Source organism: Pseudomonadota bacterium (assembly GCA_039196715.1).
In the GTDB taxonomy this organism is placed as follows: domain Bacteria; phylum Pseudomonadota; class Gammaproteobacteria; order CALCKW01; family CALCKW01; genus CALCKW01.
Map to the genome: position 1 here is coordinate 1 of JBCCUP010000001.1, position 25,836 is coordinate 25,836.

At 65.2% G+C, this 25,836-nt stretch carries 23 protein-coding genes and 4 tRNA genes; 6 read left to right on the forward strand and 21 right to left on the reverse strand.

Translation table 11 applies throughout. The features are described 5' to 3' along the window. The 14 genes from AAGA11_00005 to AAGA11_00070 all read right to left on the reverse strand — a co-directional run. On the reverse strand, positions 1 to 104 hold a 104-nt coding region (locus tag AAGA11_00005), incomplete at its 3' end, for a GTP-binding protein (protein ID MEM9601218.1). A gap of 64 nt (positions 105 to 168) precedes the next feature. Beyond that, positions 169 to 245 (reverse strand) — tRNA-Thr (locus AAGA11_00010). 49 nt (positions 246 to 294) lie between these two features. Then, positions 295 to 368 (reverse strand) — tRNA-Gly (locus AAGA11_00015). A gap of 38 nt (positions 369 to 406) precedes the next feature. Further along, positions 407 to 490: transfer RNA gene (locus tag AAGA11_00020), tRNA-Tyr, on the reverse strand. Between the two features lie 82 nt (positions 491 to 572). After that, a complete protein-coding gene (locus AAGA11_00025; GenBank protein MEM9601219.1) occupies positions 573 to 2,276 on the reverse strand; it encodes an MraY family glycosyltransferase in 1,704 nt (567 codons plus the stop codon). A 39-nt stretch (positions 2,277 to 2,315) separates the two neighbouring features. Further along, positions 2,316 to 3,596 (reverse strand): NAD(P)-dependent oxidoreductase, encoded by a 1,281-nt coding sequence (locus AAGA11_00030; protein MEM9601220.1) that lies wholly within the window; start codon positions 3,594 to 3,596, stop codon positions 2,316 to 2,318. A gap of 16 nt (positions 3,597 to 3,612) precedes the next feature. Next, positions 3,613 to 4,146, reverse strand: a complete 534-nt coding sequence (rfbC, locus tag AAGA11_00035; protein MEM9601221.1) for a dTDP-4-dehydrorhamnose 3,5-epimerase — start codon at positions 4,144 to 4,146, stop codon at positions 3,613 to 3,615. Positions 4,147 to 4,150: 4 nt separating this feature from the next. Further along, on the reverse strand, positions 4,151 to 5,488 hold the full coding sequence (locus AAGA11_00040) for a UDP-glucose/GDP-mannose dehydrogenase family protein (protein MEM9601222.1): 1,338 nt from the start codon (positions 5,486 to 5,488) through the stop codon (positions 4,151 to 4,153). Beyond that, a complete protein-coding gene (locus AAGA11_00045) occupies positions 5,488 to 6,612 on the reverse strand; it encodes an NAD-dependent epimerase/dehydratase family protein (GenBank protein ID MEM9601223.1) in 1,125 nt (374 codons plus the stop codon). Before AAGA11_00045 ends, AAGA11_00040 begins: the two co-directional genes overlap by 1 nt. Positions 6,613 to 6,615: 3 nt before the next feature. Further along, positions 6,616 to 7,392: a glucose-1-phosphate cytidylyltransferase gene (rfbF, locus tag AAGA11_00050; protein MEM9601224.1), complete on the reverse strand. Its 777-nt coding sequence runs from the start codon at positions 7,390 to 7,392 to the stop codon at positions 6,616 to 6,618. Positions 7,393 to 7,532: 140 nt separating this feature from the next. Next, positions 7,533 to 8,786, reverse strand: a complete 1,254-nt coding sequence (locus tag AAGA11_00055) for a hypothetical protein (protein ID MEM9601225.1) — start codon at positions 8,784 to 8,786, stop codon at positions 7,533 to 7,535. A gap of 103 nt (positions 8,787 to 8,889) precedes the next feature. Further along, positions 8,890 to 9,459 carry a polysaccharide biosynthesis/export family protein gene (locus tag AAGA11_00060; protein ID MEM9601226.1) on the reverse strand — a complete coding sequence of 190 codons (570 nt, stop codon included), beginning with the start codon at positions 9,457 to 9,459 and terminating at the stop codon, positions 8,890 to 8,892. A 214-nt stretch (positions 9,460 to 9,673) separates the two neighbouring features. Continuing rightward, positions 9,674 to 9,934, reverse strand: a complete 261-nt coding sequence (locus AAGA11_00065; protein MEM9601227.1) for a hypothetical protein — start codon at positions 9,932 to 9,934, stop codon at positions 9,674 to 9,676. Between the two features lie 128 nt (positions 9,935 to 10,062). Then, complete coding sequence (locus tag AAGA11_00070) at positions 10,063 to 12,177, reverse strand: Ig-like domain-containing protein (GenBank protein MEM9601228.1); 2,115 nt, start codon at positions 12,175 to 12,177, stop codon at positions 10,063 to 10,065. A 434-nt stretch (positions 12,178 to 12,611) separates the two neighbouring features. On the opposite strand from AAGA11_00070, the gene AAGA11_00075 reads away from it, so the two are divergent. From AAGA11_00075 to AAGA11_00090, 4 genes are all read left to right on the forward strand, one after another. Then, positions 12,612 to 13,568: a glycine betaine ABC transporter substrate-binding protein gene (locus AAGA11_00075; GenBank protein ID MEM9601229.1), complete on the forward strand. Its 957-nt coding sequence runs from the start codon at positions 12,612 to 12,614 to the stop codon at positions 13,566 to 13,568. 93 nt (positions 13,569 to 13,661) lie between these two features. After that, a complete protein-coding gene (locus AAGA11_00080) occupies positions 13,662 to 14,711 on the forward strand; it encodes a betaine/proline/choline family ABC transporter ATP-binding protein (GenBank protein MEM9601230.1) in 1,050 nt (349 codons plus the stop codon). Continuing rightward, on the forward strand, positions 14,708 to 16,285 hold the full coding sequence (locus AAGA11_00085) for an ABC transporter permease subunit (GenBank protein MEM9601231.1): 1,578 nt from the start codon (positions 14,708 to 14,710) through the stop codon (positions 16,283 to 16,285). The genes AAGA11_00080 and AAGA11_00085 overlap by 4 nt, the downstream gene beginning before the upstream one ends. A gap of 48 nt (positions 16,286 to 16,333) precedes the next feature. Further along, on the forward strand, positions 16,334 to 17,209 hold the full coding sequence (locus AAGA11_00090; protein MEM9601232.1) for an arginine deiminase family protein: 876 nt from the start codon (positions 16,334 to 16,336) through the stop codon (positions 17,207 to 17,209). Positions 17,210 to 17,227: 18 nt separating this feature from the next. On the opposite strand, the gene AAGA11_00095 is transcribed toward AAGA11_00090, so the two are convergent. The 6 genes from AAGA11_00095 to AAGA11_00120 all read right to left on the reverse strand — a co-directional run bounded on the left by AAGA11_00095 (position 17,228) and on the right by AAGA11_00120 (position 21,914). Further along, complete coding sequence (locus AAGA11_00095; GenBank protein MEM9601233.1) at positions 17,228 to 17,668, reverse strand: DMT family transporter; 441 nt, start codon at positions 17,666 to 17,668, stop codon at positions 17,228 to 17,230. Between the two features lie 167 nt (positions 17,669 to 17,835). Continuing rightward, the gene (locus tag AAGA11_00100) at positions 17,836 to 18,225 is read right to left on the reverse strand and encodes a DUF3391 domain-containing protein (protein MEM9601234.1); all 390 of its coding nucleotides are present in this window, start codon (positions 18,223 to 18,225) and stop codon (positions 17,836 to 17,838) included. Positions 18,226 to 18,518: 293 nt separating this feature from the next. Next, a tRNA-Thr gene (locus AAGA11_00105) sits at positions 18,519 to 18,594 on the reverse strand. Between the two features lie 59 nt (positions 18,595 to 18,653). Next, a complete protein-coding gene (locus AAGA11_00110) occupies positions 18,654 to 19,412 on the reverse strand; it encodes a type III pantothenate kinase (GenBank protein ID MEM9601235.1) in 759 nt (252 codons plus the stop codon). Next, positions 19,409 to 20,188 carry a biotin--[acetyl-CoA-carboxylase] ligase gene (locus AAGA11_00115; protein ID MEM9601236.1) on the reverse strand — a complete coding sequence of 260 codons (780 nt, stop codon included), beginning with the start codon at positions 20,186 to 20,188 and terminating at the stop codon, positions 19,409 to 19,411. Before AAGA11_00115 ends, AAGA11_00110 begins: the two co-directional genes overlap by 4 nt. After that, entirely contained in the window at positions 20,181 to 21,914 is a 1,734-nt protein-coding gene (locus tag AAGA11_00120) for a PDZ domain-containing protein (GenBank protein ID MEM9601237.1), read from the reverse strand. Before AAGA11_00120 ends, AAGA11_00115 begins: the two co-directional genes overlap by 8 nt. Before the next feature lie 164 nt (positions 21,915 to 22,078). Between AAGA11_00120 and AAGA11_00125 the strand changes: the two genes are divergently transcribed. Both AAGA11_00125 and AAGA11_00130 read left to right on the forward strand, forming a co-directional pair. Then, positions 22,079 to 22,750 carry a lytic transglycosylase domain-containing protein gene (locus tag AAGA11_00125; GenBank protein MEM9601238.1) on the forward strand — a complete coding sequence of 224 codons (672 nt, stop codon included), beginning with the start codon at positions 22,079 to 22,081 and terminating at the stop codon, positions 22,748 to 22,750. A gap of 163 nt (positions 22,751 to 22,913) precedes the next feature. Then, positions 22,914 to 24,572: a glutamine--tRNA ligase/YqeY domain fusion protein gene (locus AAGA11_00130; protein ID MEM9601239.1), complete on the forward strand. Its 1,659-nt coding sequence runs from the start codon at positions 22,914 to 22,916 to the stop codon at positions 24,570 to 24,572. A gap of 238 nt (positions 24,573 to 24,810) precedes the next feature. On the opposite strand, the gene AAGA11_00135 is transcribed toward AAGA11_00130, so the two are convergent. Next, positions 24,811 to 25,836, reverse strand: a complete 1,026-nt coding sequence (locus AAGA11_00135) for an OmpA family protein (GenBank protein ID MEM9601240.1) — start codon at positions 25,834 to 25,836, stop codon at positions 24,811 to 24,813.

Genomic DNA, 25,836 nt, shown 5'->3' on the forward strand with positions numbered 1-25,836 from the left:
ACCACCGTCAACGCCGCCGTCAGCGTCGTCTTGCCGTGGTCAACGTGGCCTATCGTGCCCACGTTTACGTGCGGCTTCGTGCGTTCGAATTTTTCCTTTGACATCAGGAGAAACTCCCAGAGTTCTGTTTCAAGTTGAAGACGACCGCCAAGCTGGCGGAACAAAATTTGGAGCCCATAACCGGAATTGAACCGGTGACCTCGTCCTTACCAAGGACGCGCTCTACCGAACTGAGCTATATGGGCACGCGTTCGCTTGCTGCTGCCCTCGCTGCCGACGCCGAGAACCGAAAACTGGAGCGGGTGATGGGAATCGAACCCACATCATCAGCTTGGAAGGCTGAGGTTCTACCGTTGAACTACACCCGCCCTGCCTCGCGTCCCAGCCATCAGCCGGTGAGGAGCAATGGTGGAGGGGGGAGGATTCGAACCTCCGAAGCTTTCGCAGCAGATTTACAGTCTGCCCCCTTTGGCCGCTCGGGAACCCCTCCGAATGCAAGCCGACGATTTTGGATCAGGGCTGACGCTTTGTCAATCGAATCGCCACACCCACAGTCGTAGGCGTGCGATCAATCAGCTCAGCAGGCGGTCGAGCATCGGCATGAGGTACACGTCCAGGCGCACGAGGTCCAGCCCGCGCCAGGCGATGATCAGGAGCGCGAGGCCCGATGCCTTGCCCAACCAGTCCGATCGCTGCTTGCGTTCGACCATCAGCAGCTCGATGCCGTAGAGCATGACCACCAGCGCGACGATGAAAATCGGCACACTGAACTGGCCGATCGGCAGGAAGTCGGCGAAGAAGATGCTGCAGAGCACGACGAACAACAGCAGGTAGTCCAGGCTGGTGACCCGGAATTCCTCCTTGCGGCGCCGCGGGGAGAAGCGGATGGCGATGGCGACGGCCAGCGCGACAGCGACGTAGTAGCCCATCTCGAACACCGGCGCCCAGTCCCGCTGCCAACCGCTGCGGTCCCAGGCACACAGGTAGACCACGAAAACGGTGACCGTGTACACGGCGAGTCGGCGCGGGGTTGCCCCGAGGCTGCGGCGCATGAACGACTGCAAGGTCACAGGCACCAACAGAAACAGCGCGACCAACCCGTAGTCGCGGTCGACATCATCGATCAGGAGCGAGACGGCGACCAGGTAAATCGGAATCAGGAACTCCAGCACCCGCCGCGGGAACACCACGAGCAGCGTCTTTCTGAGGGTCCTGTCGATGTCTCCGGACATGTCGATGAGTTGTCCGAACTGCCAGCCGGTGTCGCGCGCGTGCCAGTTCTTGCGCTCGGCCGAGGTCAGCAGCATCAGAAACACGCCGCAGATGCCGGCGTAGGCGGCGAGGATGACGAGGTCGTGCGCGTTGCGCAGCAGCAGGCCGGAGAGCACCATCGCCGCGTGCAGCACGTAGATGATCGTGACCGTCTCCTTGTGCACGAAGCCACGGTCGAGCAGGCGGTGGTGGATGTGGTGCTTGGACGCCTTGAAGATCGGCTGCTTGTTGCGCAGCCGCACGTACAGGACAAGAAAGAAGTCGAACACCGGCAGGCCAAGCAACGGCAGCATGGCGGCCGGGCTGAGGTCGGTGTCGGCGTACTGGGTCAGCCAGATCGCCAGAAAGCCGACGACAAACCCGAGGAACTGTGCCCCGCTGTCGCCCATGAAGACACGCGCCGGGTGCGTGTTGTACCGCAGGAAGCCCAACACCCCGCCGATCGCCGCCATCGCGACAATCAAGAGGACCGCCGCGTCTGCGAGGTACGCGAGCAGCGCGATGCCCGCCAGTGTCAGCAGCGATTCCCCGCCGGCCAGGCCATCGAGCCCGTCGGATTGGTTGGTTGCGTTGATCATCGCGACAAGGCAAACGATCGTGATGCCCATCGATATCGCCGCTGGCGGCATCCAATCAGAAAAAATGGGGTATTGCGTAATGAAGAAGTCGCCGAACACCACCAGCGGTATGGCGGCGAGGAACTGGCCGATGAACTTCGCTTTCGGCCCCATCTCGTAGCGGTCGTCGAGCGCCCCGAACAACAAGAGCACCAGACTGCCGTAGATGAAGATGCCGAGCAGCGGCGTCATCGTCGTCATTGCAAACAGCGGGATGAGTGTGCCGAACACGATGCCCCAGCCGCCGACCCGCGGAATCGGTTCTTCGTGGACCCGACGGCCACTCGGGTGATCGACCATGCCGAGCCGCTCGGCGTGGCTCATCATGAAGGGCACGAGCACCAGAGAGATGATCGTCGCAGCGGCGATGACGTAGAGATACTGCATTGATCAGTGGGCGGTTGTGTCAGTTGTCAACATGGTCACTCAGTCGAACGCGCCGATCTGCTCCTGTCGCAGGCGATCCACCGCGCGCCCCTCGGGCACGGTCACGTCGGCATAGGTGATGACCGTGTCCTTGGCGATGTCGCGCGTCAGCACACAGCCCTCGCTCAAACTCATGGGTAACGCGTTCAGCTCCACGCTGGTGGCGTAGTTGTCGATGCTGCCGAAGCAGTGGAACCCGCCGATGCCGTCGAGGGTGTCGCCAGCGCGCAGGTCCGTTTTGGCCACGGTCAGCACGTCGGCGACCGGCCCGGCCAAGGGTGTTGCCGCGGCATCTTCGAACAACACGGCACGCGCAACAGTTAAGGGCGTCTCAAGATGGGGCAAGTGGTACGGCACATAGAACGTATAAAGTGGACCGTCTCCCATTTTGAGGTAGCTCGCGTACTGTTGCAGGATCGGGTTCTCGTTGTAACCCAGCACGAAAACGCCCGGTCCCGGCTCCGCGCCCAGGATGTAGTCCACCAACCCACCCTGTCGCAGCTCGTCGAGATCGAACAGGCCCGGCGCCTCGGTGACGTGGCTGCACGTCGGCCCGTACATGCCGCGCGTGCCCACGCGGAAACCCGTCGCATTGGCGACGACCGCCATCTCCATGGAGATTTTCGTGCCGTCGGCAAAGGACGTGATCATCTTCGGCTTCTGCTTGACGCGGTCGGCGAAGGCCTTCTGCGTGGCCGGTGTGCGGTAGTTGTCCTGCAGCCCCTTGATGTTGCCGCACATCAGCGGGTCGTAGCCGATGCTCTTGACCCAGCGGTGAAGGTTCATCACCACACCCGGCTGGTCACCATCGCAGTTGGTGATGGTCACGCCCTGGCGATCGGCGTACTGCTTGAGCACCGGCCCGACCACAGCGTCCAGCTCGGCGTTGAGCAACACCACGTGCTTGCCGTACTCGATCGCCCTGAGCGTGACCTGTGCGCCGAATTCGACTTCCCCGGTCGACTCGACGATGCAATCGATGTTGCCGGCCTCACAGATCAGCATCGGGTCGTCGGTGATCACCGGTCGACCGGCGTCGATGCACGCCTCGACCTCCGCCACCGACGTGGCCTGTTCGGGTGCATCGATTCCGGCCTGCTCGTAGGCTGTCGCCGCGGTCGCCAGGGTCCGGTTGTACACGGCACTGGCCACCATGCCGGTGATGGACTGCACGATCGTGATCACCAGGCCGCGGCCCATGTAACCGGCGCCGATGACGCCCACACGGATTGGCCTCCCCTCGGCTTCGCGTTTGGCCAGTGCGGTATCAACGATAATCATGCAAGCGTGTTCCTGTTCAGGACGTGTAGTCGGCCCACTGTCGATCCTTGTCCGATAACACAAGGCCCTCGGTGACCGGCCAGTCGATCGCGAACGCCGGGTCGTCCCAACGGAATCCGCGCTCGGCAGCCGGCGCGTAGGCGGCACTGACCATGTAATGCATCTCGGTGAGGTCCTCGAGCGTGAGGTAGCCGTGCGCGAAGCCCTTGGGCACGTAGAGCATGTTGCCCGCCTCGGCACTCAGGGTGACCCCGACCCACTCACCCCGGGTGGTTGACTCGGGCCGCAGATCGACCGCCACATCAAAGGCGCTCCCGCGCGTGCAGCGCACCAGCTTGTCCTCGGCATCGTTGCCCACCTGCAGGTGCAGACCGCGCAAGGTGCCTCGGTCGCGTGACGCAGCCGCGTTCGCCTGCACGAAATCCGTGCTGAGCCCGTGGGCGGCAAATTCGTCAACACAAAAGACGCGCGCGAAGAAGCCGCGGTCGTCGCCGCGGCGCTCCTGCTCGATCTCGAAACAGCCCGCCAGCCGCGTCTCGGTGAACTTCATGGTGTCAGAGCCCTATGCCTTCGTACCGTGGCACGTCATCCTTGTCGAGCATCCGCCGACCGTCGATCACGACCGGACTCGGTTCCAGCGTGTGCACGATCTCCGGCAAGGCCTCGAACTCGTCCCATCGCGTCATCAGCAACACCGCCTCGGCGTCCGCCACGGCGGCCGCCATGCTGTCTGCGTAGTTGATGTCGATATCGGCGAAGGTATGGCGCGCCTCGTCGGCCGCGATCGGATCGTAGGCGTGGATTACCGCGCCCTCGGCCGCCAGGGCCCGAATCACGGGAATCGACGGCGATTCACGCATGTCGTCGGTGCCGGGCTTGAAAGCCAAGCCCAATACAGCAATGTGAACACCCTTGCGGTTGGCAATGTGCCCGTCGAGCATCTCGAGCATCTTCTGCGGCTGAGCCGCGTTGACCGCGATCACGGCGTCGAGCAGTGACATGGTCTGACCGTGCCGCTGGCCATGCGCAATCAGTGCCTTGACGTCCTTCGGAAAGCAGCTGCCACCAAACCCGCAGCCCGCCTCGAGGTAGGTGTTCGAGCTCGGAAAGATCCGCGACCCGTCCGCCAGGATCGGCGAGAAGCGTTTGTCGAGATGCACACCGCGCATCACATCCATCGCGTCGATGTCGCCGATGCCGGCACACAGGTTGCCGATTTCGTTCGAGAAGGAAATCAGGGTTGCCAAAAGCGAATTCGCTGCGTACTTGATCATCTCGGCGGTCTTGGGGTTCGTTCGCACGATCTCCACGCCTTCGAAAGGCGCGTAAACAGACGCAAGCATGTCCCTCGCTTTGTCGTCATTGCCGCCGACAACGATGCGGTCAGGGTTCATGAAGTCCGAAATCGCATCGCCTTCGCGCAGGAACTCCGGATTCATGCCGACGCCGAAATGCACGCCGGCTTTCTTGTTCGACTCCCGCTCGAGAATCGGCAGGACCACGTCGTCCGTCGTGCCAGGCACCACCGTGCTCTTGACCACGACCATGTGGTAGTCGCTGCGCTCGCGCAGCGCCACGCCGATCTCTCGCGCCACCTGGCGGATGAAGCTGACGTCGATTGCGCTGCCGTCAAAGGGCGTGCCGACCGCAATCAGCGAGAGGTCGCTCTCGATCACGGCCGCCTTGAGATCGGTCGAGGCTCGCAACCGGGTGCCCAGTGTTTGCTCGAGCAGTTCGGCCAGACCGACTTCGTAAATGGGCGGCTCGCCGCGGTTGATCTTGTCGACTTTGGTTTCGTCGACGTCGACACAGACGACGTCGTGTCCCTTGGCCGCCAGGCACACACCGGACACCAGTCCGACGTAGCCGGTTCCGGCAACGGCAATCTTCATCAGGCGTCCTCCGCCTCGCGGTTTTCGCTGTACCACACCAGCGCGCGACGCAGGCCATCGTCGATGCCGATACCGGGTTCGTAGCGAAGGTGCTCGCGCGCCTTGTCGATGATCGGGCAGCGACGGTTGGGGTTGTCGGTCAGGTAGTCGGCGTCGTCACTCTGCCCGAGCTTCAGCGCACCCTGATACCCCCAGAGCGCCTGCGCCTGGTCGATCACGCGCTCGGCGAGCTCGCGCATCGAGATTTCGGGGGTGTCGATGCCGATGTTGTACGACTCGCCGTTCTGGCCGACGAGCAGGATCTTGTAGTAGCCCACAATCGCATCGGCGATGTAGCAGAAGGTTCGCGTGGGCGCGCCATCGGACAGCATCACGATGTCCTCGCCGTTCAGCACGTTGCGCGCAAAGTCGGGCAACACGCGGCGGTCGGAAATCTTCAGGCCCGGCCCGTAGTTGTTGAACGGGCGCGCGATTCGCACCGGCACGCCGTGCTGTTCAGCAAAGTTTACGCAGAGTGTTTCGCCGTAGCGCTTCGATTCGTCGTAGCAGGCGCGCGGCCCGGTACACGAGACATTGCCCCGGTAGATCTCGGGCGTCGGAATGTTGTCCGCGGTCGGGTCACCGTAGATTTCGCTGGTCGAGTAGTAGAGGAAGCCCTGCAAGGCCCTGCCCGCATCTGCCCGCTCGCGGGCGTAGTCGAGGAGGTGGCGCAAGCCATTCACGTTGGCGTCCATCGTCTCGATGGGGTACTTGCGGTAGTAGATCGGTGAGGCAATGCTCGCCGCGTGGATGATCCAGTCCACGTCGCCGAGGTTCGCTGGCAGCGGCTCGACCACGTCGTATTTCTGCACCGTGAGGTGTGGATCCGATTCCAGCGCCGTCAGCCAGGCCGGCACGCCGCGGATGAAGTTGTCGTACACCAGTACGTCGACCGGCGCGGCGGCGCGGGTGGCATTCCAGTGCAACGCCGCCTGGACCAGGTAGTAGCCGAGGAACCCGGCCCCGCCGGTGATCAGCAGCCGCGTGCCGTCGAGTTTCGGGAACTCGGCCGCCAGTTGCTCGCAGATGTAGTTCAGGTCGGCGTCGATCACGTCCTGCGCGGTGTTCAGCGTCTCGTCAGTCATCGTTCAGCTCCACACTTTCCAGGGTGCCGAGCCGCTGGCCCAGAGGTCTTCGAGTTGCATCTTGTCACGCAGCGTGTCCATGGGTTGCCAGAAACCGTCGTGTCGAAAGGCCGAGAGCTGACCCTCCTGCGCAAGGCGCTCCATGGGCTCGCGCTCCCAGGTGGTGTGATCCCCTTCGATGTAGTCGATGACACCGGGCTCGAGCACGAAGTACCCGCCGTTGATGTAGGCACTGCCACCGCTCGGTTTCTCGCGAAAGCTGCCGACCACCGTCTCGCCGTCACCCAGGCTGAACGCGCCGAACCGACCGGGTGGTTGCACAGCGGTCATCGACGCCTGGGTGCCCTGTTCCCGGTGGAACGCCAACAGGGCGGTGATGTCGATGTCGCCCACGCCGTCACCGTAGGTGAAACAGAAGGTCTCGTCGCCGATGTAGTCCTTCACGCGGCGCAGCCGTCCACCGGTCAGTGACCCCTCACCCGTGTCGACACAGCTCACCTGCCACGGCTCGGCGTTGCTGTGGTGCACCGACATGGTGTTCTCCTTGAGGTTGAAGGTCATGTCCGAGTGGTAGAGGAAGTAGTTGGAGAAGTACTCCTTGATCACATTCCCCTTGTAGCCGCAGCAGATGATGAACTCGTGAACGCCGTGCGCCGAGTAGGTCTTCATGATGTGCCAGAGAATCGGCATGCCACCCACTTCCACCATGGGCTTGGGCCGAATCGCGGTCTCCTCTGACAGCCTGGTCCCCAACCCACCGGCCAGTATCACGGCCTTCATGCATCACTCCTTTTTCGGAACGCCGCGCCACCAACTGGCACACCAGCTGGCAGCGGATTCTCATCGCGTTTGTCCAATCCCCGTTGAAGCAAGGCATACGCCAAGCCCCCTGACGGGTGGTCTACCGCGGTTTGCGACCGCTATTCGCCGCCTTGCAGCGGCTGCCGGTAGGTCACGCCGAGGAAGATCGCCTGGCTGATGCCGGGGTTGGCGATGTTGTCACGCTTCTCCCGACGGTACTGCAGCCCCGCGTCGAGTACCCACCAGCGCTTGAAACGCCAATTGACTGACGGCTCGAGCTTGAGGAAGCGCCGGTCGGCGTTGTCGTTGTCACGCAGCGCGCGGTTCTGAAACAGCTTGTTTCGCCATGTCAGGGTCACGAGCTCGGAGTACTGGTGCACCACGTTGAAGATCAATTCGTCCGCCAACACCACGTCGCCGGAGCCACTGGGGAAGAGGTTCCGCCCCAGACGCCCGGTGTAGCGGGTGCGCCCCGTGGTGCGGCTGGTGCTCACCTGCGCCAGGAACCCGTCTTCCGAGCCGTCTTCGGCCGTCGATTTGAAATCGGTGTTCTGGTACGCCCCGCGAAAGCTGATGTCGGCGGTCTCGGAAAACCGGTGCTTGAAGCCGGCACCGAGGATCTGCGATTGGAAGCCGAACTCGGCGTCGTCCGAGTCGTAGTCCTGGACCTCGATGTCGGTCGACCAGCTGTTGATCGGGTCGAGGTCGCGCTCGTACTCGCCGCGCAAACGCGTGCTGACGAAGTCCACGAGACTGGTCGAGACGGTGAAGCTGCCCTGCTGGAAGGTGACGTTGTCGTGCTCCACAGCGCTGATGTCACCTGCGAGGCGCATGCGCGAGACCGGGCTCAGGCGGTAGAGGAACTGCGGGCTCACAGCGACGCGCTGGCGTCGCACGTCCTGGCGGCTCAGCCCGTTCTCGACGTCTTCGGGCAACACCAGGCTGCCCGCGTCCAGACTCGGCTCCTGAAGCAGCGAATCGGTCAGAAACGACACGCCGAAACGGAACTCCGACCGCGGCTGGATCCGCTGGGTGTCGTAGCGCAACGTGGCGTCGACGCGGTTTTCGAGCTCGTCGAGGTTGTCGTCGAAGGCGTAGGCGTTCAGCCGAATCGAAGCCGCCGAACGTGCTGCCGGTGAGCGGTTGATGGCCGAGAGACCGAGCAACGCGCGCACCGTGGTGACCTCGAGCTGGTCCTGCTCCTCGTTGTTCAGTCGGAAGTTGTCGTCAAACGACAGCTCCGCGCCGTACGTCGCCTCCATACGCCAGACCTCAGCCGACGCTGTCGGGGCGATCAGACCCGAGACCAGACACACCGCTGCGGCGGCAAGCGACCCGTTGAACGCGCGCGAGCGCGCCGTGAAAATTGCCATACCAAGGCTCCGTGAAATCCACCCTCTGACCCGAATTCTAGAGCGCGGACAAAAAAAAACCGCCCTGCTCGGCCGAGAGGGCGGCTGCGCAGGCCAGGGCGTATCAGGGTACGACGACCACGTCGCCACTGTGTAACACAATGTTCTGATCGAGCCCGCGCCCGCGCTTCACATCGCTGAAGTCGAATCGGTAGACCGTCTGCTCCTGGGTCAGCGGGTTGCGCCGCTGGATCTGGATGCGGCTTTCAACTGCGTAGGGGGTCATTCCGCCGGCGAGGGTCAGCGCCTGCATGACATCCACGTAACGTCCGAGCGTGAACTGACCGGGGTTCTGCACCTGGCCGATCACGAACACGGTGTAGCCGGATACCGTCGTGACCGACACCGTCACCACCGCCTCCGGGATGTAGCGTTCGACGCGGCGACGGATTTCCTCCTGGACCTGCTTGGGCGTCTTCCCCGCGACCGTCAGGTCGCCGGCGAGCGGGAAGGAAATGCCGCCGTCCGGGCGCACCAGCACTTCTTTGTCGAGGTCTTCCTCCTTCCAAACCGAGATCTGCAGGACGTCCTCGGGACCGATGCGGTACGCCGGGTTGTTGTCTGTCGCGCCCTCTGCACGGAGCGACACCGGCGCCAGCCAGACGGCGATGCCGATCAGGAGGGGAAGGAACACGCGAAAAGATTTGTAAACCATTGACTCTCTTAGCCTTTATCCATTGTCCGGCCCGTTGGTGGTCCACGTCGGAGGGTGGACAACCCCGCCCTGGCACCCGCGGGCTTCGCCGCCGTTTGCCGAGCTGCCTAGATCATAGACCCTCGGGGCACACTCGACGCCGATCAGCGCTTACGTGCTGCTGCGTAGTCAGACCGCCGACCCCGGCTGAAATTCACTTTGCCCGGTCGGACTCGGCCGGGCGCACGGGCCGCCGCATGATCGCCACAGCCGCGAGCGCCGCCACAATGACCACGATCAGCATGCTGAACCCGAGGCCGGGTGACGACGCGTCCGCCGCTACCGCGCCGTGCGCGCCATCGACCTGCACCAGCGCCTCGGTGGCGGGCACCTCGACATCGCGCAGCTCGGCCACCCGAGCGACCTGAGCGGGCGAGTCAGGCGTCTCGGAACGGTGTAGTCGTTCTGTTTCCACATCCATACTCCAGCCGACGACCCACGAACTGTCTTTTCACGGGCTGTGTGAACCGTTATCGGCGATCAGCGCGTCGCGCTGAACCGTCGCCGAAGCCGACCCGGTCTGATCCGGCGCCTCGCGGCCGGTCAGTCGCCGGCGTCGTCACCGCCGCCACCATCACCACCATCACCATCACCACCGTCGCCGTCGCCGCCGTCACCGTCATTGACTGGCGCCGTGACCGTGACCGTGACCAGCCCCGTCGCGGTGGCCTGCCCGTCGGAGACCACGAAGCTCAACTCGCGCACGCCGGGCGCACCCGGCGTGTAGACAATGTCACTGCCGTCGCTCGAGAGGCTACCGGCCGGGTCCTCCGACCCGACCGCGAAGGCGACGCTGTCGAGCGTCAGGGTGTCGCCCACGTCGGCATCGCTCGCCGATCCCTCGAGCACCACATCAAAACGCAACTCGGTGCCGACCACCGCAGACGCCACCCCGAGGTCATTGGCCACCGGCGGCGTGTTGGGCAGGGTGACCTCCACGGTCACCGTGCTGGACGCGGCGGCGTCCCCGTCGCTGACGGTGTAGTCGATCACGTGCATCCCCGCCACACCGGGGGTGTAGACGAGCTGCGTACCACCGGGCAAGTCGACGGTACCCGTGGTGTCCAGGCTGCTCGGTACCAGCGCAGCACTTGTGAGCGTCACCGCGTCACCGTCCGGATCGGAGACCGCACCGGCTGATGCAAGATCGATGTCCAGGGCCGAACCGAGCACGACGGTCGCGGTCAGCGGCGCGGCCGCAGGCGGCGCGTTGGGCGCGGCAACACTGACATCCAGCGTGGCCCGGCCGGTGAGGTCGCCGTCGCCGGCGAGAATCCGCACGTCGGTCTGACCGGGCCCATCAGCCGTGATGTCGACCTGCACGTTGCCGGGCAGGCCCGCTGCCGTCGTCAGGGTGACCGTCGCGGATGCCACCCCGGCGGTGGTTGAGCGCGTGTCGAGCACCAAATCCGCCAACGGCGTTTCGACGTCGGACACGTTGACGTACACCGTTGTGTTGTCACCCGGCGCGGCGAAATCGACCTCACTGCTGCCCACCAGATCGACACTGGGCCGGTCGTTGACCGAATCGACCGTCACCACGACGGTACCCGCCACGGTGGCACCTGCGATATCGCGCACCACATAGCTGAACCGGTCTTCTCCGAAAAAGTGCGTGTCGGGGGTGTAGCGTACGAAGCCGGTCTCGAAAAACAGCGTGCCATTGCTCGGGGCTTCGGCCTGCCCGACCGTGTGCATCTCGAGCGCGTCTCCGTCGGCGTCGCTCGCAAGATCCGATACCGGCAACTGCAGTGCCGTGTCTTCCGGTGTATTCGGCTCGGGGTTGAGCGCAACCGGTGCCTGGTTGCTGCCCTGCTGAACAATGTTCAACGAGACTGTGGTGACCCCACTCGTGTTGATGCCGTCGTTCAGTCGGTAACTGAAAGTGTCCTGCATGCCGGCCACAGCTACAGCCACCGGGTCATAGCGAAAGCCGCCGTCGTCAGCGAGGACGAAGTTGCCGTTGTGCAACACCGGCGCCGAAACGAGCTCGGCGACAAGGCAGCCGTTGGCGGCGAGCCCTGCCTCGAGAATGTCGAAGTCGTCCTGGTCGTTCTGCATGACACCGTCACGCACGGCCGCGGTGCAGTCGTCGTTGAACACGGTGCCTGACACCACACGCTCGGTACGATACTCGACATTGAAGGTATCGGCCTGCGCTACCGGTGCGTCACTGATCGAGCGCAGGCACAGGGTGAAGTCCTCGGTCGCCGATGCCGCGTCGGTGTCGGACAGGGTAAGGCGGTACCGGTACGCGGTCGGTTTTTGCAATGCCGGCACCGTCACGCTGTAGTTCATGCTACCGGCCGCCGACTCGGTGAAGCCGACGGCGCAGTCCGTGACGCCCGCGGCACAGGCACCCTCGATGTCTTCGGCGTAGTCTGTCGGCCCAAACGCCGCCATCTCGGAAAACGCGCTCGCGCAGCTCTCGGCGAGCGCGGCTCCGGTTTCCAGCACGGCGAAATCGACAAACACCAGATTGCCGTCACTGTCAGCGCTCGACAAATCGATTGAGAACGTGGCCCGCTCGTCGATGACACGCGACTCGAGCAACACCCGTGGCGCCGAATTGGTCTGTCGCCCGGTGGAATCCACCCAGCCGCAGCCCGCAACCAGCGCAGCCAGCACACCCACCACAACCCTTTGCACACCGCCCATCGAGCTGACCTCTGATACAGACACACTCCGCAGCACGGGTGTGCCAAAACACCCCGTCAACCACGGTTTCTCATGCGGTTATCGGTCGTTCGGTGAAAAAGTGTTGCCTGCAGTAGCGATTCGGTCGATTCCCCTTCGCTCGGCACGCCGACCCTGAACGCGGCCAACGGTCTCGGGCCAGTGTTGCAGCGCACCCAACGCCACATTGCAAGGTGGTCAGGCGCGCCACGCATCGGCGCTGCAGTGCACAAAAAACGGGCAGCGCACAACGGCACTGCACCGCAGATGGGCAGGCCTTGCGCCGTTGCGCGCTGCGGTCTCCCGCCCGCTGGTATTTCACGCACTGAATCAGTAGGGTGGTGTGAGGCGCGGGCGTCCAGACAGGGCCTCCTCTCTCACCCACGCGCCAGTAAAACCACCTAGGAGATATTGGAATGCGATCGAAGACCCTTCTTGCGATCAGTTGCGCGACAGCCATGTCGGGTTTCACCACGGTAGCGAATGCGGCAGACGTCGTCATTGGCGTGCCCAACTGGCCGTCGGTGCTCGCCACCGCCCACGTGCTCAAGGTTGCCATGGAAAACAACCTCGGACTCGAAGTCGAGTTGCAGAACGGCACCAACCCGGTCGTGTTCGAAGCCATGGATTCAGGCTCCATGCACGTGCACCCGGAAGTGTGGTTGCCGAACCAGACCAACCTGAACAACACCTACGTTCAGGAAAAGAAAACCGTGCTGATGAACCCGAACGGGGTTGCAGGCGATCAGGCCATGTGCGTAACCAAGGGCACCGCCGAGCGCACCGGCATCGAAAACCTCAGCGACCTCAGCGACCCGGAGATGGCGAAGAACTTCGACACCGACGGCGACGGCATGGGAGAGATCTGGATCGGCGCTGCCGGCTGGGCCTCGACCAACGTCGAGAAGATCCGCGCAAAGTCCTACGGCTACGACGCGACCATGACGCTGAAGGAAATGGACGAGACCCTCGCGCTGGCCGAAGTGGATGCCGCCGTTGCACAGGACGAAAACATCGTCTTCTTCTGCTACACACCGCACCACATGTTCGCGCTCCACGAGTTGCAAATCTTGAAGGAGCCGGCCTACGAGGATTCGAAATGGACGGTCGTTCAGCCGACCGATGACCCCGAGTGGCTTGAGAAATCGGACGCGGCCGTCGCCTGGAACACCGCGTACCTGCACATCCACTACGCTGCTTCGCTCGAGAGTGATCAGCCGGAAGCCGCGGCCATGCTGGCCAACGTCTCGTTGGACACCGACGTGGTGTCGAGCATGACCTACGCGCTGGTGGTCGAAAAGCAGGACCCGGCCGAGTTCGCAGCCAAGTGGGTTGAGGACAACGCTGAGCTCGTCGACAGCTGGCTGCAGTAACGCCCTCGACGCATTGACGTCACTCGGACACCGGCCGCCGTCTCGCGGTCGGTGTCCCCTCCCCCCTTCCCGCAAGCCAACGGTGGTTTCGTTATGAGCGATGACGTCATCGTTCTCGAGAACGTCTGGAAGATTTTCGGCGAACGCGCCGACGAGGCGCTCAAGGCAATCGAATCGCGCGGCCTCGGCAAGCCCGAGGTGCTCGAGGAATTCGCGTGTGTGGTCGGCATTGCCGATTGCTCCTTTTCTGTCAAACGTGGCGAGATCTTCTGCGTCATGGGCTTGTCCGGGTCCGGCAAGTCCACCATGGTGCGGCACCTCAACCGCTTGATCGAACCGACGGCGGGCAAGATCACCATGCTCGGCAAGGACGTGCTTGCAATGGGCTCGAGCGAGTTGCGCGAGTTGCGCGCGAAGCACATCGGGATGGTGTTTCAACACATGGCACTGCTCCCGCACCGCACCGTCCGCGACAACGTCGCCTTTCCGCTGCAAGTGCGCGGCGAGCCAAAGTCTCGCCGTTGGCAAGTGTCGCAAGACTGCTTGAACCGCGTGAACCTCGACGGCTATGAGGACCGTTTCCCGAGCGAACTGTCGGGTGGCATGCAGCAGCGTGTGGGCCTGGCGAGGGCACTCGCCTCCGACCCCGAAGTGCTGCTGATGGACGAGCCTTTTTCGGCACTCGATCCACTCATCCGACGGCAATTGCAGGACCAGTTCATGGCGTTGTCTGCGGAGATGAACAAGACCACCGTGTTCATCACGCACGACCTCGACGAGGCGATCCGCATCGGCAACCGCATTGCGATCATGAAAGACGGCCGCATCGTGCAGATCGGCACGCCGGAGGAAATCGTCACCCAGCCCGCTGACCAGTACGTCAAGGACTTCGTCGAGGGTATCTCCAGGCTCAAGCTGGTGTTCGCGCACACGATCATGGAGCCGATCGCGGACTTCACACCCGGTCCGACCGACAACCTGTCGGAGAGCCCGAGGGCGCACCACGGTACCGACCTCGATCACCTCATCGACATTTCCATCACCACCGAGCAACCGATCATCATCGTCGACGACGACGACGCGGATGTCGGCGTGATTACGCGCGCGACACTGCTCAGGGGCATTCAGGGAGGCAAGGCATGAGCACCGACACGGGTCTGGAAGCCGGACCACGCTCGCTTGACGCGTCGGTCGACGAATTCGTCCAGGAGAACGTGCCCTACTACACCGCGGCTTTCGCCAAAATACAAGGCGCAACCGGGCTGGTGTTCTCCTGGAATCTCCACGCGGCCTTGCTCGGCCCGATCTGGGCCGCATTTCGCGGTATCTGGGGCTTTTTCTGGACCTTTCTCGTGCTCGAGCTGTTTGCCCTGGTGCAGATGGGCCGCGGCCTCTGGGGCGAGCTCGGGTCGGATCAACTGGCGCGGGTCGAAAAACTCACCGCCAACATTGCCAAGCGCGAACAACAGGCCGCCGAGTTGCTTGCGGCGGGCGACGCGGCCGGAGCAGCCGCCAAACAGAAAATCGCCGACAACCTGAAGCGCGTGGCCGAGGGCGCCATCGAGAAAGCCGAACTTGCCAGCGCCGAAGCCACCTCGATCTTTCTGACCGGCCTCGCGCTGATCGTCGTCGTCAAGTTGCTAGAGGGCTTCTACGCCAACATCGCCTACGAGAAGCAATACCTGACCTGGCGCGCCAAACCCGACAGCGTGCAGAAGGGCACCAGCCGCAACAGCCTCTGGTTCGGCGGCCTGATGCTGCTGGCAATCTGGCCGCTGACCCTCTTTCGCTTCACGGTCTCGGACGCCGACGGCAAACTAGCCGCGCTCACCGGCGGCTTTCTCGGTGAGAAAATTCCCCTGACCGAATTCCCGGTTGGCCGCGAGTACCTCGCCGCCCTCGCCAAAAAGGGCGACGCCGGCTTCGACTGGCTGGCCTTGCATTTCAGCGACGTGTTCGATGGCATCACCGCGGGCATCCGCGCGGTGCTCGACGGGCTGGAGATCATCCTCATCGAAACCCCCTGGCCGGTCGTGATGATCGTGATCGTGGTGATGGCCTTTCGCCTCGCCGGGCCACGCGTTGCGATTTTCACAGCCGCCTCGCTCGCCTACCTTGCGTTCATGGGGCTCTGGGAGATCTCGATGATCACGGTTGCCCTCATTGGTGCCGGTGCTGCGTTGTGTATCGTGATCGGTATTCCGCTCGGAATCTGGTTCGGCAAATCGCGCCGCGCCTATGCCCTCGCCGAGCCGGTGCTGGATTTCATGCAGACCATGCCGGCCTTTGTCTACCTGATCCCGATCATCGCGTTCTTCGGCACCGGCAAACCACCCGGGGTGCTCGCCACCCTGATCTTCGCGATGCCGCCGGTCATCCGCTTGACCGCGCTCGGCATGCGTGGGGTACCCGAGACCACCAAGGAAGCCGCCGTCGCGTTCGGGTGCTCGAAGTGGCAACTGCTGCGCAACGTCGAACTGCCGCTGGCGCTGCCCTCGATCATGACCGGCGTGAACCAGACCATCCTCATGTCGTTGAGCATGGTCGTGATTGCCTCCCTGATTGGTGCCGAGGGCCTCGGCGCGTTGATCCTCGAGGCGCTACAGTACGCAGCCAAGGGCCAGGGCCTGCTTGGCGGCCTTGCCATCCTGTTGTGCGCCATGGTCATCGACCGCATCGCACAGGGCATGTACCGCCGCAAGGTCGGTGGCCACTGAGCACGCCGACCACCGTGACACGATCGCATCGGATCTGATAGCGCAGCCATGACGCAGAAATGGGGAATCAACAACGACTACGCGCCGCTGCGCGACGTGTTGCTGGGCGTGCCGGAGTACTACCAGTGGGTCGAGGCCGGCCCGTTGATCGCACGCACCCTGCAGAACGCGCACAAGACCGGCGTGCGCTTCGACCTGCAACGGGCGATGGCGCAACACGCCGAGATGGTGCGCATCTACGAAGACAACGGCGTGCGCTGCCACTTTCTCGACAGTGACCCGGTGCTGCACCGCAACTTCTTTGCGCGGGACAGTTCGGCGATGACGCCCTGGGGCGCCCTGATCTGCCACATGCAGCTGAAGGTGCGCCGCGCCGACTACGTCACCGCGATTCGGTTCTACCAGCAGAACAACATTCCGATCTGGCAGTACGCCACCGCAGGCCACTTCGAGGGCGGCGACTTCGTCATCCTCGAACCCGGCAAGGTCCTGATCGGCTACTGCGGCGAGCGCTCCGAGCAAGCGGGCTCCGAACAGGTCGCCGACTTCGTCCGCCAAGAGGGTTGGGAGGCCGTGACGGCTCCGATCAGCCGCGAGTTCGTGCACATGGACGGTATGGTGGTGCCGCTCGCGGAAAAGCTGCTGGTCGCCTGCGTCGACGCGATGGAGCCCTGGCTGGTCCAGCAGCTGCGCGACTGGGGCTTCGATTTTGTCGAGGTGCCCTACGTCGAGGCGAAGAACCTTGGCGTGAACCTCGTCGCGCTCGGCAACCACACGGTGCTGTCGATGGCGGGCGCCACGCAACTCAACGCCAAGATGCGCGCACTGGGCTTCACGGTGCACGAACCCGACATGTCGATGTTCACGCTGGGCGGCGGCGGCGTGCACTGCCTGGCGCAGGCCCTCTGCCGCGACGACGCCTGAGCCGACCGACTCAGACGGCTAACCCAATCGCACCATCCAGGCGCCGAGGAGTGCCAGGCCCGCCCCGAGCACCTTGACCGGGCTGATCGACCGCACAGCGAGCCCGAACGCGCCGAGGTGGTCGAGTGCCAACGAGCCGATCAGTTGACCGGCGATCAGGCAGACGAAAAACACCGACACGCCCGTGACCGGCGCAATCGCCGCGCCGCCCGCGACGATCAGCACGCCGATCAGGCCGCCGAGCACGACCCACCAGGGCAGGGCCGTCACAGCCGCAAAGGGCGCGCGCCCGCCGAGCACCGGCAACAACACCAGCGCCGACAGCAACGTGATCGCGATCGAGAGGCACGCAGCCGCCACGGGCGACCCCAGAATCTTGGCAGCGGCACCGTTGATCGCGGGTTGTGCAGAGAAGGCGGCGCCGATGGCGATCGCCGCAATCATGTAGAGGAGGCTCATGCGTGAGGGGTTCGCGCGTTTCGGGGAGCGCCATCCTACCGTGTCGCACCGCGCCAACCGAGCACAGTGCGCGTCAAAGAGTCGGAATCCAATGGGGGTGCTGGCGAACCGACCCGAGAAATTAGACCCCGCGGTTGGCCGCCGTGATGCTGCGCGACCCGACCCGGCTACGCGGCGGACCGGCGTGCGGCGCGCGGTGCCGTCACCGCAGGCGGATCGACCTGCACGGGCTCCCATTCGATGAGTGGCACATCGTCCGAGCAACTCCAGTCATAGGTCGATTTCTCGGTCGACCACATCCGGGTGACATGCCGTTTGAACTGGTGCTGGCCATCCGACGGCTGCTCGCGCTCGACGTAGACAAACCGACACCGCGCACGCAGGGCGTCGATGTCCCCGGCGTGCCGAATTCGAAAGGGCCGGCGCGGCAAGCCCCCCTCGCCCCAGCGCCGGTCGAGCGCCACCACCCGCATGCCCGCCGTGAGGCCGATGATCGGCATCCAGTCGGCCTCGGACCCGTCAGCGTTCAGCGTTGCGGCGCACAGTCGACCTTGCATGTGGCTTTGCCCCCGTGTGTGTGGCACACAGCATTGCGTTTCAGCGCCGACGCGTGTGTGACACACACACCATCTCGGGCGCTGGCCGGCAGCACGGCACGCAAGACACGCCGAAAATGCGACGGCCGTCGCGTCTCAAATGCCGAGATGCGCTGCCAAACGTCAGGGCAGCCCGCCAAACCGGGCCCGCTGCGCCCGCCAGAGGAGGCCGTTGCCGGCGGGGCGCCTGCGGTCATCTACAGGGTGGGCTAACAAAAAAGGCCCGGCCACAGCAGGCCAAGCCTTGTTTTGAATGGTGCCGGCACGAGGAGTCGAACCCCGGACCTACTGATTACAAGTCAGTTGCTCTACCAGCTGAGCTATACCGGCACACCAACGGCCTTGACCGTATCCGTTCTAGTGTACGACACCGCCCGGTCTGCCGCAATTCACGCGCCGGCCGCCGACCAGGTGGCCAGCATGCCGTCCATGACGAGTGTCGGCACGTGTGTCGCGTCGCGTTGCATGAGGGCAGCGACGCCCTCGGCGCTGCCGCCGGTGAGGTAACGCGCGACGGGGCGGCCGAGGGTGGCCTCCGCCTCGGCAATCATGCGGTCGACGGCGCCGGCCACGGCGAACCGCGCACCGGCGGCGATCGCGTCCAGGGTGTTGTCGGCAAAGGCGCGGTCCGCCTGGTGGTCAGACGCGGGCAACGCTGCGGTGCCCGCGGCGAGTGCGCGGCGCTGGGTCTCGACACCGGCGAAAATGCAGCCGCCGCGGTGCAGGCCGTCGGCGTCCACGAGATCGGCCGTGCCCGCGGTACCGAGGTCGACCACAACCGCCGCGCCCCGCTCCCGGCACCAGGCACCGAGCAGCGCAAACCACCGGTCGAGGCCAAGCTGGCTGCGCTCGCGGTACCCGCAGCGCAGGCCGTGCAGGTCGCGCGGGTTCCCGAGCGTCACCGGCGCCGCACGCCCGAGCTCGGCCAACGCATCGCACAACAGTCCGAGCGGCGTACTCCCACCCACGTTCGAAACCAACACCGGCGCGTTCGGCAGCGCCTCGAGGGCGGACAGGAGCGCCGCGCGCGGCCCGAGCTCACCGGTTGCCGCAGCGCGCCAGGCGACCGCGTCGACCAGGTGGGTGACCCCGTCGGCGTGGTGACCAAGCTTGATGCGCGTGTTGCCGATGTCGACCAGCACACTCACCGCGCGCGCACCGACACTTCGCCCGCACTCACGGCCCGTTCGCCGTCGCCGCTGTCGACGCGCAGCGTGCCATCCGCGTTGACTCCCCTTGCCGTGCCGTGCCACCGAGCTTCGCCTTGTAGCACGGTCACCGGCAACCCGGCCAGCACATCGCGCGCGCGCCAGTCGTCCCGGAAGCCCGGAAAGCCGCGCCGCTCGAAGCGGTCGCGGCAGGCGCGCAGCGCGGTCCAGATCCGGTAGGCGATTTCGTCGATCGGCGGCACCACAGTCGGCACCGTCTCACGCACCGAGGTGGTCGGTTGGCCGGTGTCGCTCTCGACCGGCTCGACGTTGAGGCCGATGCCGACCACGACGCGCTGCGATCCGGTTGCGGGGTTCGCGTGCGCGCTCAGCTCCAGCAGGATACCGGCGATTTTCCGCCCGTCGACCTGCACGTCGTTGGGCCACTTGAGCCCGATCGGTGACACGCCAAGGTCTTCGAGGACCCCGGCGAGTGCGGTTGCCGCCGCGAGGCTGAAGGGCCCGATCGCGGCGGGTTCGCCGCGCACCGTCAGCGAGGCGGAACCGTGGAAATTGCCAACAGGCGACAGCCAGTCCTTACCGCGCCGGCCACGGCCCGCGGTTTGCCGCAGCGCGAGGCAGAACGCGTCGCCGACCGCGGACTCGGCGCGATCGAGCAACCACTGGTTGGTCGACCCGACCTCGGCCAGCACCGTCACCGCGCAGTCCGGCAGCCCGGCGCGGAGCGTCGCCTGCAGGGCCGCGGCGTCAGACACGGCCGTACAACCACTGGTCACGGCAAGCCTCGAAGCCCGGCTTGCTCTCGAGCACGCAGACCGAGCGCGCCGGCGCTGCCGGCTGGACGCTGAGCCGGATCAGCTCGTCGCCGCGAAAGACATCGAGGTCAACGGCCTCCCCCACCGTCGCTGTGCACCTGAGCGCGGTCTCGTCTTCGGCGCGGAACCGCACCCCCTGCCAGGCGACCAGCTCGTCACCCGGCGTCAGGCCGCCGCGTTGCGCCGGACTGTCTTCGTGCACCACGGCCACGTCCGTTGTCCCCGGCCTGAAGGTGCAGCCCAACCACGCCGGCGCGCGCTCGGCCGGTTGCCATTTCATCGAGACGCCCTGCGCGGCGAGGTAGATGTCGAGCGGCACGTCGTCACAACCGCGCACGGCCTGATCGAAGAACGCACCCATGTCCTCGTTGACCAGCTCGCTGACCAGCGTCTCGAACCCGTCTTCGGCGACGGTCTCGCCGAGTTGGTGCCGTTGCCAGAAGGCCCGCATCACGGCGTCGAGGCTCAGGGCACCGTCGCTGCGCTGCCGCAGGCTGAGGTCGAGCGCCAGTGCGACCAGGGCGCCTTTGGCGTAGTAACTGACAATCGCGTTGGCCGCGTTTTCGTCCTGCTTGTAGAAGCGGGTCCAGGCGTCGAAACTCGCGTCCGAGAGACTCTGCCGCAACCGTCCGACACCCCGCTGCACGCGCGAGACCGTGGTCGCAAGGCGCGACAGGTACTCCGCCGGCCCGATCAGGCCGGCGCGCAACAGCGCCAGCTCGTCGTAGTAGGAGGTGATGCCCTCGAACACCCACAAGGTACGGGTGTACGCCTCGCGGTCGAGAGGCGCGCCGGCCAACGCCGCGGGTCGGATGCGTTTGACCAACCAGGCGTGGAAATACTCGTGGCTGGCGAGGCTCAGAAAATCGGCGTAGTCGCTGCGCGCCGCGCCACGTACGAGGTGGCGGCGCGGCACCGCGAGCACGGTGCAGTCGCGGTGCTCGAGTCCACCCAGGCGGTCACCGCCGAGGCGCACGAGAAACCGGTAGTGCGGCATCGGTGGAGGCTCGCCGAAACAGCGCACGTGTGTCTCGCAGATGGCCGCCAGATCCGCGGCCAGACGCGCGGGATCGCAGTCACACCGGCCCGCGATCACCAGGCTGTGTGGCACACCAAACACGTCGAAGTCGACCTGTCGCACCTCGCCCGCCATCAGTGGGTGGTCGATCAGGCTGGCGTAGGCATCAGCCCGGAAGGCCCGATCCGGCGCGCCGTCCGCGGATGCAACGGGCAGGCTGGTCTCGAGCGACCAACCGGGCCGAAGCGCCTCCGCCGCCACGCTCACCCGGTGCTCGGCGGCCGCTGCCTCGTGACAGCGCAGGAACACGCACACGCCCTGGCAGAACCAGCCGCGCGTGTCGAGGTAGGCCCCGCGCACAGAGGGGTCGAGCGCATACACCGCGTAGTGCACTGACACTGCCCCCTTTGCCGGGGAGAGCTGCCAGCGGCTCTTGCTGCATTTGCGCAGCGTGGCCGGGTGACCGTCGACCGTGGCCTCGATGTGCACGATGTGGCGCGCGTAGTCGCGGATCATGTAGCTGCCCGGCACCCAGTCCGGCAGGCTGAAGGTCAACGTGTCGTGCGTGCTGTCGAGCGACAGGCAGACATCGAACAGGTGGCGTTCCGGGTGCGGGGTCGAGAGGCGGTAGTGGACGGGGGCGGACATGGGTCTGGTTCGATCGGGGCAGTGCGGTGCGCCGCGACACATCACCCGGCACACACCGCTTTAGTTGTAGCACGCCGACCCGACACGCGACGGCCCAACCCGAACACCGCGGGTTAGCACAAAGCTTGCTTCGGGCTACCCAGGTTCTCTCGGTCTCTCCGTCCATGGTGCGCGCTGTCAGTCAGCTGTTCCTCTCCTTTGCCCTGCTGGGCCTCGCGACCACGGTGGTTGCGTCACCCACCTACCTCTACCGGCAGGCCGACGGCACCGTGCTGCACACGGACCGGCCGCCGCACCGCACGCAGCAGGCCGATCTCACCTTGCTCAAGGTGATCCGGCCGGCCAGCCCGGTGCGCGCGCAACGCACGCAGGTCGCACAACCGCGGGTCAACTACGCCCAGTGCACCGGTGTGCGCAGCAAGACCATGCGAGAGCGCGCCAGCGCCTACGAGGCGACCATCGAAGCCCTGGCCGAGCGCTTCAAAGTGAGCAAACACCTGGTCATGGCTGTGGTGGCGGCGGAATCCTGTTTCGACCAGTACGCTGTCTCGCGTGCCGGCGCCGCCGGTCTCATGCAGTTGATGCCCGCCACCGCGCGCTCACTCGGTGTGATCGACCCGTTCAACACCGAGCAGAACCTCCGCGCCGGCATCCAGTACCTGAGCCAGCTCGCCGAGGAGTTCGATTACAACCACAAGCTGGTGCTCGCGGCCTACAACGCCGGACCCGGCAACGTGCGGAAATACAAGGGCATCCCGCCCTTCGCCGAGACGCGAACCTACGTGACACGGGTGATGGCGAACTACCTCAGCTACCTGCAAATGCCGGCCGAGTAGGCTCGACAGTCCACGGCGTCCAACGCTCGAGCCTCCCGGCAACCGACCACCTGGCCGACGACACTGAGGCGCGTTGCCACAGCCCTCCGCGCAAGCGCGCACCGAAGCACTGCTCGCCGTATACTTCCTCGCTTGACCGCCACACGACCCACCGCAGGCCACCATGAGCGACCCAGACGTCACGCCGACCAACCACTTCATTCGGCAGAAAGTGCGCGATGACCTCTCGGCAGGGCGCGTGCCCAACGTGGTGCGCACACGTTTCCCGCCCGAACCGAACGGCTATCTGCACATCGGGCACGCGAAATCGATCTGCCTGAACTTCGGCATTGCCGGCGAGTTCGGGGGTGAGTGCAACCTGCGCTACGACGACACCAACCCGGAGAAGGAAAACACCGAATTCGTCGAGGCGATTGCCGCCGATGTCGCCTGGCTCGGCTTCGAGTGGGCCAGGACCTGCTTCGCATCGGACTACTTCGAAGAGCTCTACGGCTTTGCCCTCACCCTGATCGACAAGGGTCTGGCCTACGTCGACGACCAGGACGGCGAGACCATTCGCGCGACGCGCGGCACCTTGACCGAACCCGGACAGAACAGTCCCTGGCGCGACCGCACACCGGCGGAAAACCGCAGTCTGTTCGAAGCCATGCGCGCCGGCGCCTTCGCCGACGGTGAGAAAGTGCTGCGCGCGAAGATCGACATGGCGGCGCCCAACATCAACCTGCGCGACCCGCTGCTCTACCGGATCCGGCGGGTGCACCACCACCGCACCGGTGACGGCTGGTGCCTGTACCCGCTCTACGACTTCACACACGGCCTCTCGGACGCGCTCGAGGGCGTGACACACTCCCTGTGCACGCTGGAGTTTGCCGACCACCGCCCGCTCTACGACTGGCTGATCGAGCACGCCGACGCGCCGAGCACCCCCGAGCAGACCGAGTTCGCCCGCCTGCAGCTCGAACACACCGTGGTCAGCAAACGCAAGCTGGCGGCGTTGGTGGACCAGGGCAGGGTCAGTGGCTGGGACGACCCGCGCATGCCGACCTTGCGCGGCCTGCGGCGACGGGGCTACCCGCCGGAGGCCATTCGCACCTTTTGCGAACGGATCGGTGTCACCCGCAACGACGCGTGGATCGATTTCGAGCAGTTCGAAGTGTGTGCACGCGACCACCTGAACGTGCACGCAGAGCGGCGCATGGCAGTGCTCGAGCCGCTGAAAGTCAGCCTGACAAACCTGCCGCCCGAGGGGCCTGACCGCATCGAATTGCCCAACCACCCGCAGGACCCGTCGCGCGGTGTACGCCACGCGGCGATCGGCCACACCCTGTGGATCGAACAGGACGATTTCAGCGACGACCCACCGCCCAAGTGGAAGCGTCTGATGCCCGGCGGCGAAGTGCGGCTGCGCGGTGCGTGGGTGATCCGCTGCGACGAGGTCATCCGCAACGACTCCGGTGCGGTCATCGAGCTGAAATGCAGCCTCGACCCCGACACACTCGGCAAGAAACCCGAGGGGCGCAAAGTGAAGGGTGTCATCCACTGGGTCGACGCCGCGACCGCCCTGGACGCCGAGGTGCGGGTGTACGACCGGCTCTTCACGGTGCCGAACCCCGCGGCCGAAGACGACATGATGGCGGTGTTGAACCCGACGTCGCTGACGGTACACGCGGGTGCGAAGCTTGAAGCCGACCTCGCGGACGCGGCCCACGAGTCGGTCTACCAGTTCGAACGGCTCGGGTATTTCAGTGTCGACCCCGACAGCGACGGCGGGCGCCGCGTGTTCAACCGCACGGTGGCCTTGCGCGACACCTGGTCTTCCTAGGAATCCACGCCATGGCTGCGCCTTGAACGCAGCCACACGGTGGCAGGTGGCGCCTTGATGCTGTCGTCACGAGTCGAAGAATCAAGCGAAAACGGCGCCGGCGTGGAACGATTTGCGAGACCCGCAGCGCAGTGTACGTTTTGGTACACGAGCAGCGGAAGCGCAGCAATGCGTGCGACGCCCGACGTACGACGCCCACGTTGTTTGCAGCCGATTATCCGGCTTGTGACGACAGCTTCTAGCGCAGTGACACGATCCGGAACTGCACACGCCGGTTGAGCGCGGTGCCGCCGTTGCTCGCCACCGGTCGGCTGTCCGCGTAGCCCGCGAGTTGCAGGCGGGCGCGGTCTACACCGCGTTGCGCGAGCCCGGTGGCCACCCGCCGTGCGCGCTCGGCCGACAGGCCCAGTGCCGAACCGCCCCACTCCGCGCCGTCGCTGTGGCCCTGCAACTCGACAACCATCGTCGGGTAGGCCGCGAGCAGTCGCGCCAGCCGGTCGATCTGGGCCACTGCCGCGTCGGTCAGGAAGGTCGAATCGGGGTTGAAGAGGATGTCGGGCAGTTGCCCCGTGCCCGCGCTGGCGGCGCGTGTCGGCTCAGCTGGTGTGGGCGCGGTCGCGTCCTCGGTCACCGCCGGGTTTGTTGGCGTCGCCGTCACCGGCGCGAGCACCGGTTGCACCGACGGCGCGGTCCGTTCGCAGTGCGTGATGTCGCCCAGGTGCATGACCAGCGATACCGTGGTCAGTTGCGTGTCGCTGTCGAAGTAGTCGTAGTCGGCGCGCAGCGCCACCTCGTCGCCCAGTTGCATGCTCGCACTCAGTCCGCCGATCAGTGCGGCCGAGGCGTCTTGTCGGGCGGCCACACCCTCGTAGCGCGACCGCACGTGGCCCACACCGAGGGACGCCGAGAGGTCGTAGGCCCGTGTCGCGTCGCACACGCTGCCGAGGAGTTGTTTGCGACCGACTACGCCTGTCACACGTCGCTCCAGTACACCGTCGGGGTCCAGATACAAATCGCCGAAGTGCGCCAGCAACACCTCGACTGACAGTGGCTCGGCCGTGTGGCCAACCACCAGTTTCCACGGCAGATCGTCATTGGACCGGATGAAGCCATCGCTGCCACGCACGACCGTGGGTGGCGTGGTGTCCGAATCCACGTTGGCGTCGCCCGTCCCCACGCCGAGATACCACTGGGCCTGGGCCGTCGGTGGTGCAATCAGCCCCACGAGGGCTGCCGCAATCACAGATCGGGAAAGGTGGTTCAT

Coding starts and splice junctions, on each gene's coding strand:
- AAGA11_00025 (MEM9601219.1), bottom strand. CDS start 2,276: ATGCAGTATCTCTACGTCATCGCCGCTGCGACGATCATCTCTCTGGTG.
- AAGA11_00030 (MEM9601220.1), bottom strand. CDS start 3,596: ATGATTATCGTTGATACCGCACTGGCCAAACGCGAAGCCGAGGGGAGG.
- rfbC (MEM9601221.1), bottom strand. CDS start 4,146: ATGAAGTTCACCGAGACGCGGCTGGCGGGCTGTTTCGAGATCGAGCAG.
- AAGA11_00040 (MEM9601222.1), bottom strand. CDS start 5,488: ATGAAGATTGCCGTTGCCGGAACCGGCTACGTCGGACTGGTGTCCGGT.
- AAGA11_00045 (MEM9601223.1), bottom strand. CDS start 6,612: ATGACTGACGAGACGCTGAACACCGCGCAGGACGTGATCGACGCCGAC.
- rfbF (MEM9601224.1), bottom strand. CDS start 7,392: ATGAAGGCCGTGATACTGGCCGGTGGGTTGGGGACCAGGCTGTCAGAG.
- AAGA11_00055 (MEM9601225.1), bottom strand. CDS start 8,786: ATGGCAATTTTCACGGCGCGCTCGCGCGCGTTCAACGGGTCGCTTGCC.
- AAGA11_00070 (MEM9601228.1), bottom strand. CDS start 12,177: ATGGGCGGTGTGCAAAGGGTTGTGGTGGGTGTGCTGGCTGCGCTGGTT.
- AAGA11_00075 (MEM9601229.1), top strand. CDS start 12,612: ATGCGATCGAAGACCCTTCTTGCGATCAGTTGCGCGACAGCCATGTCG.
- AAGA11_00080 (MEM9601230.1), top strand. CDS start 13,662: ATGAGCGATGACGTCATCGTTCTCGAGAACGTCTGGAAGATTTTCGGC.
- AAGA11_00085 (MEM9601231.1), top strand. CDS start 14,708: ATGAGCACCGACACGGGTCTGGAAGCCGGACCACGCTCGCTTGACGCG.
- AAGA11_00090 (MEM9601232.1), top strand. CDS start 16,334: ATGACGCAGAAATGGGGAATCAACAACGACTACGCGCCGCTGCGCGAC.
- AAGA11_00095 (MEM9601233.1), bottom strand. CDS start 17,668: ATGAGCCTCCTCTACATGATTGCGGCGATCGCCATCGGCGCCGCCTTC.
- AAGA11_00100 (MEM9601234.1), bottom strand. CDS start 18,225: ATGCAAGGTCGACTGTGCGCCGCAACGCTGAACGCTGACGGGTCCGAG.
- AAGA11_00120 (MEM9601237.1), bottom strand. CDS start 21,914: ATGTCCGCCCCCGTCCACTACCGCCTCTCGACCCCGCACCCGGAACGC.
- AAGA11_00125 (MEM9601238.1), top strand. CDS start 22,079: ATGGTGCGCGCTGTCAGTCAGCTGTTCCTCTCCTTTGCCCTGCTGGGC.
- AAGA11_00130 (MEM9601239.1), top strand. CDS start 22,914: ATGAGCGACCCAGACGTCACGCCGACCAACCACTTCATTCGGCAGAAA.
- AAGA11_00135 (MEM9601240.1), bottom strand. CDS start 25,836: ATGAACCACCTTTCCCGATCTGTGATTGCGGCAGCCCTCGTGGGGCTG.